Below are 14,567 nucleotides of genomic sequence, written 5' to 3' on the forward strand. Positions count from 1 at the left end.
TCGATACCGTTCGATGCTTTAAATTTATCAGCATATTGTTGCTCCATCTTGTAAGGATGGCAGGCGTTTCAGCCTGCCCTATTTGCGGCAATCCGTCGTTACCACCACACCTCAGCCTGAACACCGACAATGAACTGAGATTTATTCTTATCATCCGAGAATTTGTAACCCGAAATCTCATTATCCAGAATATTTAAGTACGTACCGTAGAGGCGAATTTCTGGTCTGGAATTCAGGATGCTGGTATCCACTTTCAGTGCATGATAAAGCGTGGTTTTATAACCAGACTCGCGGAAGTTTACACCGGCTTGATTGGTATTTTTCTGCGTAAACCAACCTAGCTCCACACCAGTTTGGTTATAGGTATCCCAAATATAGGCGGGACGAATAACGGTACGGATACTTTCGAAATCGCTGTGCGCCCCCGTTTCATAGCTATAAATATCTTTACCCCAAGAGTACACCAACGCATTAGCCATGATGATGTTGTCATGCAAATACATTTCACCTTGTGATATTACGCGAAACGCATTACCGCCTGTGTGATCGCCATAATAATTTTCACCCTGTCCAATTGACGGATTACCGTCATTGTATCGGGCAAACCCACTGGCGATAGAATTATTCGCTGACTGCAACGTAAATTCGTTAAACCCACCGCGCGCATCCAGTTTCTGCTTGACGATCGCCGTCGCCAGATAGCTGTCCTTCATTTTGAAGTATTCATTATTGCTTTCGTTATGTTTCTGGCTATCGTTCTTATTTGCCATCACATACTTACCAATCAGCGTTAACGCACCGTCGTCCCACAATGGCAGATTTTTATACCGAATCTCCATCGTGTTGGTATTCATTTTGGTTTTATCCGCGTTTCTACCAATATTCGGGTTTTCGTATTCTCGGGCATAAACGTTAACGTCTTCACGCGTCAAAGCGAGATCTAATTTACCCGGCCCCGCGTTCATATTCTCTATACCGACCCCAGCACCGGCATAAACACGATCGCTTTTCCAGTCCAGCATTTGGATTTCATACACGGGGAGGACATGTTTACCGACCCAAAAATCTGCTTCTGGCGCAAAAGGCAGGAATCCGTTGGTTGTCAGGTATAAATCGGAGAACTGAAGGACGTTCTCATTACCCGTATTATCACCAAACCAGCCCGCGCTGTATTGCTGTCCAACGTTTCCGTCGAGTTTAACCACGGCGTGTGCCGTCTTGCCATCTTTGTTATAAACGCGCTGGGTGAGAAGAAGATCGAACCAACCAGAATGTTCATTACCAAAACGCCCTAAAGAACCAATGGCATAGGACTCCGGTGAACCATTTGTCCCGGTTGCCCAACCGGAACGTAAATAACCGGTATAGGAGAAACCAATGTCATCTTTAACGTATTTGCTAATTTCATCCAACGTGAGCGGTTTTTGCTGTGTATTTGCAGCCGTGGCAACATCAACCGAGCTTGTCGCAGAGGCCGCTACCGTATGGTTAGCCGGAGAACTGTCAACGGATACAACAGCCCGTGTTTTATCTTTCGCCGTTGAATTTGCGGCAACTTGGGTTTTGTTCTCTGCGATCGTCTTATATTCGCGCAGCTCTTTTTTCGTTGACTGCAATTCGGCTTTATTTGCCGCCAGTTCTTTCTCCAATAGTTCCAGTCTTTCTTCTACGGTCAATTTCGCGGCCATAGCACCATTAGACAAAAACACTGACGACATCAGTAATACCATCATCTTTACAGGGAATTTTTTACGCATATTTATTATCCGAGTAGGGTATATTTTAAAATTTTAAACATCGATTTTAAATTGAAACAGTCCCCTCACGACGCTAGCCGTAAGTCCGCCTGTTTGTACACGTTGTGTAAATCCTAAATAACCGTTTATATGATTTAATGGCTAGTCCATTCCCTCCCGTTTCATCTTATTTCCTCGCCATCTTTCCCATGTGTAGTAAAAAAATAGAGTTTGCATTCATCCCAGCGCTTATTTTTCTGAGAATGAATGCGTAAATGACTCATCGATGCGATGGTTTATTTCAACGTTTCACCATTAGAGGAAATGACCTCTTTATACCAGTAGAAACTTTTCTTACGTCGACGTTCTAACGTGCCGTTCCCTTCATCATCACGATCGACATAAATGAAGCCGTAGCGTTTCGACATTTCGGCTTTTGACGCACTCACCAGATCGATAGGCCCCCAGCAGGTGTAACCCATCACCTCGACGCCATCTTCCAGCGCTTCGCCCACTTGATACAGGTGACCGTTCAGGTATTGGATGCGATAGTCATCGTTAATGTTGCCATCGCTCTCAAGTTTATCTTTGGCACCCAAACCGTTTTCCACAATGAACAGCGGCTTTTGGTAGCGGTCATACAGATAGTTCAGTAAATAACGCAGCCCTTCCGGGTCGATCTGCCAGCCCCATTCGGAGCTTTCCAGATGCGGATTCGGCACCATATTCAAAATATTGCCACGGGCTTTCAGGTTCACTTCTTCATCCGTGGTCACACAGCCCGTCATGTAATAGCTGAAAGAAATGAAATCGATGGTTTCTTTCAGCGACTGACGATCGTCTTCCGTTACCGTTAGCGTAATACCGTGCTGTGCAAAGAAACGCTTCATGTACGCCGGGTAGTATCCTCGGGCTTGGACATCACCGAAGAACAGCCAGTCGCGGTTTTGCTGCATGGTTTCCATGACATCCGCAGGCTTGCAGGTTAATGGATAGAACATGGAACCCAACATCATATTGCCGATTTTGGCATCAGGGATGATGTCATGACACGCCTTCACCGCTTTAGCACTAGCCACGAGCTGGTGATGAATCGCCTGATAAATATCCTGCTTACTACTCTCGGTAGGTAAACCAATTCCTGTAAATGGTGCATGTAATGCGCAGTTAATTTCGTTGAACGTCAGCCAGTATTTCACTTTGTCTTTATAGCGCTGGAATACCGTGCGGGCGTAGCGCTCGAAGAACGTAATCGTTTCACGGCTTCCCCAGCCGCCGTAATTCTTCACCAGACCGTACGGCATTTCATAGTGGGACAGCGTCACCAGCGGCTGAATGCCATACTTTGCCATTTCATCAAACAGGCGATCGTAAAATGCCAGCCCTGCCTCATTCGGCTGGGTTTCATCACCCTGCGGGAAGATACGCGTCCAGGCAATCGAGATTCTCAGGCATTTGAAGCCCATTTCTGCAAAGAGCGCGATATCTTCGGGATAGCGGTGATAAAAATCGATCGCAGTGTCTTTGATTCCGCTATCGCCCGGCGTACGCGTGACGATCTCGCCAAAAATACCCTGTGGCTGTAAATCGGACGTTGATAACCCTTTACCGTCCGTTAAATACGCACCTTCAACCTGATTGGCTGCGATCGCGCCGCCCCACAAGAATGCTTTCGGAAACTGATGGCTCATCTTTTCTCCTCCCAATTGGGTCGTAAATTTCAATGTCAGCGGATTAACGTCAGCAAAGCGCCCTGTTCCTGCACGGCGTTTCCGGCGGTAGGCAGAACATCAACGTAATCTTCGCTATTCGTGATAATGACGGGCGTTGTCGTGTCATAACCGGCTTTCTCAATCGCCTGATAATCAAACTCCACCAGAAGATCGCCCTGCTTCACGACATCGCCAGTCTTAATGTGTGCAGTGAAATACTGGCCATCCAATTTCACTGTATCGATACCGACGTGAATGAGCACCTCGGCTCCTTCTTCCGATTCGAGCCCAATGGCATGGTTGGTCTTAAACAGCGAGGCAACCGTCCCATTCACCGGTGAAACTACGCGCCCGGCCTGCGGTTTAATCGCAATCCCTTTTCCCATTAAGCCACTGGCAAACGTTTCATCGCCGACTTGTTCAAGTGGCAGAACCGTACCTTCGATCGGGCTGTTGATCTCTTGCTTGCGCGTTGCATCGCTCTGACGCTGTGTGGCTTGTGGTGCCGCCTCAGGCGCATTTGCTTCTGTTGCTTTTTCTTGCGCGGGAATCCCGAACGCCCAGGTCGTCACAGCCGCGAAGGTAAAGGCAATCGCCGTACCAATGATGGCAGCCCAGACAGTATTATCGACACCGGTCGGCGGGATAACTTGAGTAAAGGTGAAGATGCTCGGGAAGCCGAAGGAATAAATAGTAGTGTTGAAATATCCCAGAACACCCGCGCCGATGGCACCGCCTAAACAGCCAAAGATGAAAGGACGCTTCAGCGGCAGCGTGACGCCATACACCGCAGGTTCGGTAATACCGAAAATTGCCGCCGAGAACGCCGAACCAGAAATTCCTTTCAGTTTCATATCACGAGTACGCAGCAACACGCCCAGCACCGCTCCTGCCTGCCCCAACACCGCAGGCGTCAGCAGCGGCAGCAGTGTGTCATGCCCTAACACGCTGAGATTGTTGATCATCAGCGGCGTTAAGCCCCAGTGCAGACCAAAAATCACAAACACCTGCCACAGCGCGCCCATCAGTGCGCCTGCAATCGTGGAGTTCAGCCCGTAGATCAGCTGGTAGCCGCCGGCCAGCATATGCCCAAGCCAGGTTGCCGCCGGCCCAATCAGCAGAAACGTAACGGGGACCGTAATACAAAGGCACAGTAACGGCGTGAAGAAATTGCGGATGTTGATATGCAATATCGCATTCAGTGGCTTTTCCAGACGTGAGGAGAGCCAGGCTGAGAAAATAATGGGAATAACGGAAGAGGCATAATTAATAAATGTGATCGGAATGCCAAGGAAATAAAGTTGCTGATAATTCGCGTTCTGCATAGCGCCAAATTCAACAATCATGGAAGGATGCACCAGCGTAGCGCCAATCACCATGGTAACGAATGGATTTCCACCAAACTTTTTCCCTGCGGTATAACCTAACACCACGGGGAAGAAAAAGAATAATGCATCGCTTGCTGCAAACAGAACTTTATAGGTTCCGCTGGTTTCAACCATCCAGCCGCACACTAAACTCAGGGCTAAGAATCCCTTTAAAATACCGGAAGCAACCATAACACCGATTAATGGTGTAAATATGCCAGAAATAATATCGATGAAGCGGGAAAGAAGATTCCCTTTTTTCTCATCGCCTTCCTCATTATTTGAGGAATCAGCCTGATCGGTCAGCCCAGCAATATTCTGTAAACTGCGATAGACGTCACTAACATGATTGCCGACGACGACCTGAAATTGTCCGCCACTTTCAACGACCATAATCACGCCTGAATTACTTTTCAGCGCAGCGGCATCCGCTTTTTTATCGTCTTTTAATTTAAAACGTAATCGAGTTGCGCAGTGCATCACGCTAATGATGTTGCCGCGTCCGCCGACACCATCGAGTATCTCTGTTGCTAATGCTTTGTATTCCATCGTCTATCCTTAATACTAAACAGACCTAAATATCAATGATTTAAGGTTGCCAGTTCTGTTTGAGACAAAAAAAAACCTAAATCGCTTTTCCCAATAAGCATTGAGAAAACGATTTAGGTTTTGCCTGCCCGCCTAGATTAGCCTGACAGTAACAATCCTGATTGTTTGTTAGCACAACTACTGTGCCGACAATAAAACCAACTTCATCTGATAATTTGTTTTCCACATACTCTATGCTTTCACTTTCGTCGTATGCAAGGGAATTTATCTTGCCATACTGCTATTTTGTGACGAAAAGCAAATTAACAGAACTTATTCCCCATCGCCTGGCTCTATTTTATCCTGACCTTCTGTCCGCACACGTTCAATATGAATGGTTAAGAACATCAACTCTTCTTTCGTTAACGTGTACTGATACTTTTGAACAATATGAACCTGTATTTTTTCCGCGCAGCGATAAGACAATTGATATCTTTCCTTCACGACATCATGTAATGATTCGTCATCACTAAATACCGTACTCTTTCCTATTAGCCGCTGCGCAAAAAATTTCAGATGCGTAACAAAACGATGATAGCTTAACGCCTGTTCGTTATAATCCAGACTCAGCTGATATTTTACAATATTCAGTATTTCCTGCATGATTTTGGTAATCTGCAAGACTTCCGGCATTTCGCTGTCAAGCTGCGCATTCACCAAATGCAGCGCAATAAATCCCGCCTCATCTTCCGGTAACCGCACGGCAAGACGCTGCTCAATAATATCCAGCGCCTCCAGGCCAACAGCGAATTCCTTTGGATACAGCCGTTTTATTTCCCATAACAGCACATTGCGGATGTCCACCCCTTGTTTGTGGCGCTCTATCGCAAAATGGCAGTGATCCGTTAAGGATATGTAGACGCTGTTTTGCAGTTTCCCGGGCAAACGGTCTTTTGCCAGCAGAATGATCTTGTCTGCTGTCGTGATGACATCCATCGGAATCTCTGACAGCAGCTCCTGTAGACGCGATGTCAGCTCGCCGGATTTCATCACAAACACACGTTCAATCAGCGTTTCGTCCAGCAGATCGCCAGAGTGCTTTTTGAAGCCCAGCCCGCGTCCCATCACAACCGACTCATTATTGTTTTCGTCGATCACGGTGACGACATTATTGTTGAGTATTTTGGCAATCTTCATTTTTCAAACCCTGGAAACAAAAAAACCAGACACCCGTAGCAAGAACGAGCATCTGGTTTTGCCTGCTTACGCAGTAACAATCCGCAATGGCAGGTAAACTACCATTTGCATTCATCTTCTCAAGAAGCATGACACAAAAACGTGATACGGATCGACAGAAAAACATGCCGCTTACACGTGTTTTCCTTATTTATTGTCGACTGTTACAAGAATCAACCACTTGCCGTCGTTCGCCGTAATACCGTATTTATACCGTGGGTTTCTTAGGCAGTTGCGCAACAAAGTTAGGTAAAAACACCAAATCGCTCAGTTTTTTGCGTAAACACGACAAAATATTCAATTTCACCCCTTTTACCACCTTGTTTCTCGTCGCTTAATAACTATAATACGAAACGTCGTTTCAATTGAATGGTTTCAGCTAAACAACGTGCCACTATCAATAACATTATTATCAACGGCATCGCCAACGCGAATCCCGCTCTCATGCGACGAGCGGCTGTGCACTTCATCACCCATTCACGACGACCATCTATACTTACCTCCTATACTGTTCCCTCACGCATTCTTTCCAGCGGCCTGTCTCGCCTCGCCACTGGTTCACTCGTTTTTTTATCCATCACAACTTGTAGAAACTATCTTATGAAAAAGACAAAAATTGTTTGTACCATCGGGCCGAAAACTGAGTCGGAAGAAATGCTTGGCAACCTGCTGTCTGCCGGCATGAATGTTATGCGCCTGAATTTCTCTCACGGGGATTACGCAGAACACGGTCAACGCATCAAGAATCTGCGTGCCGTCATGGAAAAAACCGGTAAACAAGCCGCTATCCTCCTTGACACCAAAGGCCCAGAAATTCGTACCATGAAGCTGGAAAACGGCGCTGACGTCACGCTGACCGCAGGTCAAACGTTCACGTTCACCACCGATCAAAGCATCGTGGGTAACAAAGATCGCGTTGCAGTAACCTACGCTGGATTTACTGAAGACCTGAGCGTCGGTAACACCGTTCTGGTTGATGACGGCTTGATCGGTATGCAGGTTACCGCAGTCAACGGTAACGACGTCGTTTGTAAAGTGCTGAATAATGGCGATCTGGGCGAGAATAAAGGCGTTAACCTGCCTGGCGTTTCCATCCAACTGCCTGCGCTGGCCGAAAAAGACAAACGCGACCTGATTTTCGGTTGCGAACAAGGCGTCGATTTCGTTGCGGCATCCTTTATCCGTAAACGTTCTGACGTTGAAGAGATCCGCGCTCACCTGAAAGCACACGGTGGCGAGCACATTCAGATCATCTCCAAGATCGAAAACCAGGAAGGCCTGAACAATTTCGACGAAATCCTGGAAGCATCCGACGGCATCATGGTTGCTCGTGGCGATCTGGGCGTTGAAATCCCAGTTGAAGAAGTCATCTTCGCGCAGAAGATGATGATTGAAAAATGTAACCTGGCACGCAAAGTGGTGATCACCGCAACGCAAATGCTGGATTCCATGATCAAAAACCCACGCCCTACCCGTGCTGAAGCTGGCGACGTGGCGAACGCCATCATCGACGGCACCGATGCCGTTATGCTGTCTGGCGAAAGTGCGAAAGGCAAATACCCGCTGGAATCCGTTACCATCATGGCGACGATCTGTCAGCGTACCGATTCCGTGATGAAAAGCCGTCTGGATACCATCAAGACTCCCCCGGTTCTGCGTATCACCGAGGCTGTCTGCCGTGGTGCGGTAGAAACTGCAGAGAAACTGGATGCGCCACTGATTGTGGTTGCGACCAGCGGCGGTAAGTCTGCCAAATCTATCCGTAAATACTTCCCGAATGCCCGCATTCTGGCGCTGACGACTAACGAAGTTACTGCGCGTCAGCTTCTGCTGAGCAAAGGCATTGATACGCTGCTGGTGAAGGAAATTGCCTCTACTGATGATTTCTACCGCATCGGTAAAGAAGCTGCACTGAACACCGGTCATGCGCAAGCTGGCGATGTTGTGGTTATGGTGTCTGGTGCACTGGTTTCCAGCGGCACAACCAACACCGCTTCCGTACACCGTCTCTGATCCCAACAATCAGATCGGTAAAAAGCGCCTTAATGGCGCTTTTTTTATATTCTGAAACGACTTTCTACAGTGCGATAACCTAATTAATGCGTCTGTGTAACACGTCATTTAATAGCCGAAAGCCTCAGAGTTATCCGATAAAAATAGCACTGTTTTCCTTACTTTTTTAATGAATATGTAAAACTCGCTGTTTCTTTGAGCGAACGATCAAAATTAAGCATGTTCTCATCAAAAATTTATTCTCATTAGAAAAAAGTTTGTGTAATACTTGTAACGCTACATGGAGATTAACTCAATCTAGAGGGTATTAATAATGAATCGTACTAAACTGGTACTGGGCGCGGTAATCCTGGGTTCTACTCTGCTTGCTGGTTGTTCAAGCAACGCTAAAATTGATCAGCTGTCTTCTGACGTTCAGACTCTGAACGCTAAAGTTGACCAACTGAGCAACGACGTGAACGCAATCCGCTCTGACGTACAAGCTGCTAAAGATGACGCAGCTCGTGCTAACCAGCGTCTGGACAACCAAGTTCGTACTTACAAAAAGTAATCGAACTGGTTAAGTAGTGAAAATGGCGCACACTGTGCGCCATTTTTTTTTGCCTGCGTTTTACCTTTTCAGCGTTCTCTTTCAATCCTTTTTTCGCTTTGTCAGGCATCTTCATCCTTCTGCCCCATCCTTGGGTCAGCACAGATGCGCCTAAACGCATCTGGCCGATTTATTTCATTATTACCGAGCGGTGGTACTGATCGCCGTGATCGGCGCAACCTGGTGCGTTTCAGGCGCTTCTGGAGCCGATTCTACTGGTGGCTGGTAGGTATTGATGTCTTGTCCTACGCTAACCACGATTGGCATGCCTGAACGACGCACAATGGCATCAGCAACGGCTTTACTGTCCGTCTCCGCATCTTTAACAAACTTCTGCGTCTTCGCCGTCAGCGCAATCGGCATGGTTTGTGGATCGTCCTTATCGGTTTTCGACAGAGGCTGGTGCACTTCAACGTAGCGTTTGCCGTCGGGTTCAACGGACGTTTTAATCGCATCGTTAACAATCTGCACTCGCGTACCGACTGGCACGTTGTCGAATAACGCTTTGATGTCATCTGGGCGCAGACGGATACAGCCGGAACTTACGCGCATACCGATACCGAAGTCCGCGTTCGTACCGTGCAGCAGATAAACGCCACCGTGTGCTGACAGGCGCAGCGCATGTAACCCCATCGGGTTATCTGGGCCAGCCGGAACGACGGCAGGCAGTTTAATGCCCTGCTCTTCAAGATAATGTTTACGGATGTTCGCCGTTGGCGTCCAGGTCGGATTTTCACGCTTCTCGCTTACGCTGGTCGTCATCAGTGGCGTATTGCGCCCCAGTTGACCAATGCCGATCGGGTAAACGATGACGGTATTCTTCCCTTTCGGGTAGTAGTAAAGGCGCAGTTCCGCCAGATTGACCACAATGCCTTCGCGCGGGGTATCCGGCAGCAGCATTTGCGTCGGGATCGTGAGCGTGGAACCGGCTGTCGGCAAGTAAGGATCTACGCCTGAATTCGCTTCCATCATGCCCAACAGACCAATTTTGAAATCCGCTGCGATAGCTTCCAGCGGACGACCATCATTGGGGACCGTATAAGCGATATTCTCACCGATAAGGCGGCTATTGGGTGGTGGTAGCGGGTATTCCGTCGCTGTAGCGGCGGTGCTGGTCAGGTATGCCGCGAAGGCCATACCAAGTAAAGTTAACGCGCGTTTCATATTAGGTTCCCTACATCACAACTAACATAAGTAATTTATCAACGACATCCGGTTCTGTACCCAGAATGCGGTATCCGGTTGGCTATACCCTGTTTACCCCGTCATACCTCAAGCTGCCTGTGCATTCGCGTTTTTGCAACCTGAATGGTTCGGGGATATCTGGTGTCAATGCGGCTATTGTTGCCCCTTTCCACCGAGCGTGGGTATATATTAGCATTGTTGTAACAAAAGAATATTTTATTTAAAAATCAAAGCATTGATATTCAATTCTTTACAAAGCAGAGCCAGCATAAAATTTAATGGGAAATAAATATACGGGACGAATTCTGAAATATCAGCGAGTTAATAAATCTGCCAAAAAACAATAACGTGCCGTTGGTAAATATCAGTAAATGAAAAAACAAAAAAAGCGCTGGACGTTTTTTTCCGTCACAGCGCTTTTTTATACTTCAGGAAAGCAGAAAACAGGGAAGAAAATTAAAGCAGTGCCGCAGCATGCGCACGAATCGCGCGCAGCATAGCCTCAAGCCCCTGAGAACGGGATGGCGTGAGGTGTTGATTCAACGCCAGCGATTCAAAGAATGGCCGCACGTCCAATTCAACAATCTCCTGCGCTGTCAGCCCCTGATACAGGCTGAACACCACCGCAATCAGCCCCTTCACAATCGCGGCATCGCTGTCGCCGTGCAGGGTGATAACGCCCTGTTCATCGGGCTGTGTCACAATCCAAACTTGACTTTGGCACCCTGAAATCAGGTTGTCTGGATTACGCCACTCATCGGGCAGAGGGTCAAGACGCTCCCCTAACTCGATGACATAAAGATATTTTTCTTCCCAGTCATTACAGCGCGCAAAGTTGCGCGCCAGTTTCTGCGGTTCTGGCAGACTCGCCATGTTTTTCTCCCCGAACAGGTCCACGCGCGGCGCTTAACTGCCCAGTAATCGATGGATACGTTGCAATCCGGCAACCAGCCGGTCAATTTCTTCGCGTGTAGTATAAACGGCCAGCGAGGCGCGGCACATACTAGGAACACCGTAGTGTTCCATCAGCGGCATCGCACAATGGTGGCCGGTGCGAATCGCAATACCGTACCGATCGAGGAAACTTCCGACATCATAGGCGTGGTGCTGCCCAAGGTTAAATGCAATCACGCCGTGGCGTTCAGCAGGCCCGTACAATGTCAGATCGGGCACCTGCGTGAGCGCTTCCAGCGCATACTGCATCTGCGAGGATTCATAACGTTGAATCTCTTCACGCCCCAGCGCCGTCACATAATCCAGTGCGGCACCTAAGCCCATGATGCCGCCAGTATTCGGCGAACCGGCTTCAAAGCGCCACGGCGAATCGGCATAGGTGGTGCCGGTACGCAGGCTAACCTGACGAATCATCGCCCCGCCGCCTTCCCACGGCGGCATGGCCTGAAGCAGGTCACGTTTGCCATACAGCACGCCAATACCCGAAGGGCCGTAGATTTTATGTCCTGAAAAGACAAAGAAATCACAGTCCAGATCCTGCACATCGACTGTCTGATGCATGATCGACTGCGCACCATCGACCAGCACGACCGCACCAACCGCTTTTGCCTGCGCGATCATCGCTTTCACCGGATTCAGCGCGCCGAGCACGTTAGAGATCTGCGTCACCGCCAGCAGGCGAGTACGCTCGTCCAACAAGCCGGGAAGCTTTGCGACATCCAGCGAGCCATCTTCAGCCAGCGGCAATACGCGAACCTCAACGCCACGCGCTTCCGCCAGCATCTGCCAGGGAACGATATTCGCATGGTGTTCCATCTCGGTGATGATCAGGTTGTCGCCCGGCTGAATGAAAGCGCGACCATAGCTGTTAGCCACCAGATTGATGGCCTCCGTCGTCCCACGGACAAAAACAATCTCTTCCGCTGAGGCCGCATTGATAAAGGAGGCGACCTTCTCGCGCACGGCTTCCATCGCGCTGGTCGCCTGTGCGCTCAGCGTGTGAATGCCGCGATGCACAGCTGCATATTCATGGCGATAGAATTCGGCTTCGCGATCGATAACCGCGTGCGGTTTTTGCGCACTCGCGGCGCTATCAAGATAGGCTAACGGCTGGCCGTTAACCTCGCTTGCCAGCAACGGGAAATCGGCACGAACCCGTTCAATAGGATAACTCATCATACCGCCTTGCCGGCATTCGCCAGCGCGTTTGGCAAACGCTGCGCGATACGTTCCAGAACCACATCTCGCAGAGACTCGTTTTCAATCGCTTCTGTGACTTCCGCCGCAAAGGCGAAGATGATCATCTGTTGCGCATCCTGCTGCGTAATACCACGGGAACGCAGATAGAACAGCTGTTCTTCGTCCATACGGCCAATAGTGGCACCGTGACTGCATTTCACGTCGTCTGCGTAGATTTCTAACTGCGGCTTGGTATCAACCTCGGCCAACCGGCCCAACAGCAGGTTGTTGTTAGTCATCTGTCCGTCAGTTTTCAGCGCATGCGGCGCAACTTTGATCATGCCGTTAAACACCGCTCTGGCGCGATCGTTGACGATGACTTTATGCAACTGGCGGCTTTCGCCATAGCCCTGATTGTGTTCCAGATACGTTCGCGTATCGCACACTTCGCTGCCAACCGGCAGGATCAGGCTGTTCATGGACAGATTGGTACCTTCGCCGTTCAACTGGGCGCTGGTGTGGTGACGCGTCAGCCCCGCCCCCAGCAGGAAGCTGTGGCTACGAACCCGAGCATCACGCGCCAGTACCAGATCGTTATGCGCGAAGTGGTAGCCCGCTGCCGCTTCAAACGCCAGCTTATAGTGGCTAACCTGGCTATTTTCTGCCGCATTCACCGTCAGGCGTGCGCCAGTAAAGTGCGCATGCTCATCCAGACTGACGTAGTGCTCGATAATTTCCGCGCTCGCGCCACGTTCGACGTTCAAATGATGACGATGGTGAACCGTGTTCAACGCGGCTTCCTGGCTACTGCTGATGTGCAACAGGTAAAGCGGTTTTTCCGCCTGCTGGCCGGCAGCCAGACGAATCAGCGTACTGGTGCTAGCCAGACTTTCGGTCAGGTGCAGGAACACTTCAGACTGGATGGCAGCAGGCAGCACGCCATGCGCATGCGCCGCCTGTACGTCAACCTGATAAGGCCCCCAGGCGCTGTCGCTGAGTTCGGCGTTGAATACGCCATCGACAAACACCAGACGCCAGCTATCTACGGCTAAGGCCAAGGTGTCTACCGCTGCACGATCGAGAGACGGTGCCTGTGGTGCGACAAATTCGTTGCTCAGCAAGCCATCCAGCGGCGTGTATTTCCAGTGCTCATGCTTACGGTGCGGTAAGCCAAGGCGCACCACATCCTGCCAGTGCTGGTTCGCCCCTTCAGAACGGCGCGACGCATCACGTTCAAACAGACCATGCCATTGCTGCAGCGCCTGCTCTTGTTTCTGTGCGATGCTGGTTTTACCCGTCGCGTTATCGCTCGTCACCTTATTGCTCGTCGGTAAGCCAGCCATAGCCTTGCTCCTCCAACTGTTTCACCAGCGAGAAATCACCGGATTTCACAATACGTCCCTGATACAGAACGTGGACGTGATCCGGTTTGATGTAATCAAGAATACGCTGGTAGTGCGTGACGATGATGAACGAACGTTTGCCGTCGCGCAGGGAGTTCACGCCGTTAGAGACGATTTTCAGTGCATCGATATCCAGACCGGAGTCGGTTTCATCCAGAATGCACAAATCTGGCTCCAGCGCCGCCATCTGCAGAATGTCGTTACGCTTCTTCTCGCCGCCGGAGAAACCTACGTTGACCGAACGGGTCAGCAAATCTTCTGGCATATTCAACAGCGCGATCTTTTCTTCGATAAAGTCGGCGAAGTCAAAGCGATCCAGCGGTTCCTGCTCGCGGTATTTGCGCACCGCGTTAACGGAGGTTTGCAGGAAGAACTGGTTGCTGACGCCAGGGATCTCGACAGGGTACTGAAACGCCATAAAGACGCCTTCGCCCGCACGATCTTCTGGAGACAATTCCAGCAGATCTTTCCCTTTGAAGCTGACCGAACCATCGGTCACTTCATATTCTTCGCGTCCAGCCAGCGTCGCGGAGAGCGTACTTTTTCCTGAGCCATTCGGGCCCATAATTGCGTGAACTTCACCTGGCTTAATGGTGAGATTAAGCCCTTTGATGATCTCTTTGCCTTCTACGCTGACTTTTAAATTTTCGATGCTTAACATGCTT

At 49.5% G+C, this 14,567-nt stretch carries 11 protein-coding genes; 2 read left to right on the forward strand and 9 right to left on the reverse strand.

Annotation, left to right across the window (positions count from 1 at the left end):
- Window positions 1-98 precede the first annotated feature (98 nt).
- From BJJ97_RS17740 to licT, 4 genes are all read right to left on the reverse strand, one after another.
- On the reverse strand, window positions 99-1,757 hold the full coding sequence (locus BJJ97_RS17740) for a carbohydrate porin (protein WP_095994816.1): 1,659 nt from the start codon (window positions 1,755-1,757) through the stop codon (window positions 99-101).
- A gap of 275 nt (window positions 1,758-2,032) precedes the next feature.
- Entirely contained in the window at window positions 2,033-3,427 is a 1,395-nt protein-coding gene (locus tag BJJ97_RS17745) for a glycoside hydrolase family 1 protein (RefSeq protein WP_095994817.1), read from the reverse strand.
- Window positions 3,428-3,462: 35 nt separating this feature from the next.
- Window positions 3,463-5,364, reverse strand: coding sequence for a PTS beta-glucoside transporter subunit IIABC (bglF, locus tag BJJ97_RS17750; protein WP_095994818.1), 1,902 nt, complete (start codon window positions 5,362-5,364; stop codon window positions 3,463-3,465).
- Between the two features lie 312 nt (window positions 5,365-5,676).
- Window positions 5,677-6,540, reverse strand: a complete 864-nt coding sequence (gene licT / locus BJJ97_RS17755; RefSeq protein ID WP_014915788.1) for a BglG family transcription antiterminator LicT — start codon at window positions 6,538-6,540, stop codon at window positions 5,677-5,679.
- Between the two features lie 639 nt (window positions 6,541-7,179).
- On the opposite strand from licT, the gene pykF reads away from it, so the two are divergent.
- Both pykF and BJJ97_RS17770 read left to right on the forward strand, forming a co-directional pair.
- Window positions 7,180-8,592: a pyruvate kinase PykF gene (pykF, locus tag BJJ97_RS17765; protein ID WP_039481178.1), complete on the forward strand. Its 1,413-nt coding sequence runs from the start codon at window positions 7,180-7,182 to the stop codon at window positions 8,590-8,592.
- A 313-nt stretch (window positions 8,593-8,905) separates the two neighbouring features.
- Window positions 8,906-9,142 (forward strand): major outer membrane lipoprotein, encoded by a 237-nt coding sequence (locus BJJ97_RS17770; RefSeq protein ID WP_005970385.1) that lies wholly within the window; start codon window positions 8,906-8,908, stop codon window positions 9,140-9,142.
- 180 nt (window positions 9,143-9,322) lie between these two features.
- On the opposite strand, the gene BJJ97_RS17775 is transcribed toward BJJ97_RS17770, so the two are convergent.
- From BJJ97_RS17775 to sufC, 5 genes are all read right to left on the reverse strand, one after another.
- Window positions 9,323-10,345, reverse strand: a complete 1,023-nt coding sequence (locus tag BJJ97_RS17775) for a L,D-transpeptidase family protein (protein WP_095699825.1) — start codon at window positions 10,343-10,345, stop codon at window positions 9,323-9,325.
- Between the two features lie 477 nt (window positions 10,346-10,822).
- Complete coding sequence (sufE, locus tag BJJ97_RS17780) at window positions 10,823-11,239, reverse strand: cysteine desulfuration protein SufE (protein WP_039481183.1); 417 nt, start codon at window positions 11,237-11,239, stop codon at window positions 10,823-10,825.
- Between the two features lie 33 nt (window positions 11,240-11,272).
- Window positions 11,273-12,496: a cysteine desulfurase SufS gene (gene sufS, locus BJJ97_RS17785; protein ID WP_095994819.1), complete on the reverse strand. Its 1,224-nt coding sequence runs from the start codon at window positions 12,494-12,496 to the stop codon at window positions 11,273-11,275.
- Complete coding sequence (sufD, locus tag BJJ97_RS17790; RefSeq protein WP_095994820.1) at window positions 12,496-13,842, reverse strand: Fe-S cluster assembly protein SufD; 1,347 nt, start codon at window positions 13,840-13,842, stop codon at window positions 12,496-12,498. Before sufD ends, sufS begins: the two co-directional genes overlap by 1 nt.
- Complete coding sequence (sufC, locus tag BJJ97_RS17795) at window positions 13,817-14,563, reverse strand: Fe-S cluster assembly ATPase SufC (RefSeq protein WP_039481193.1); 747 nt, start codon at window positions 14,561-14,563, stop codon at window positions 13,817-13,819. The genes sufD and sufC overlap by 26 nt, the downstream gene beginning before the upstream one ends.
- Window positions 14,564-14,567 lie beyond the last annotated feature (4 nt).

It is taken from the genome of Pectobacterium polaris, from assembly GCF_002307355.1.
Classification (GTDB): domain Bacteria; phylum Pseudomonadota; class Gammaproteobacteria; order Enterobacterales; family Enterobacteriaceae; genus Pectobacterium; species Pectobacterium polare.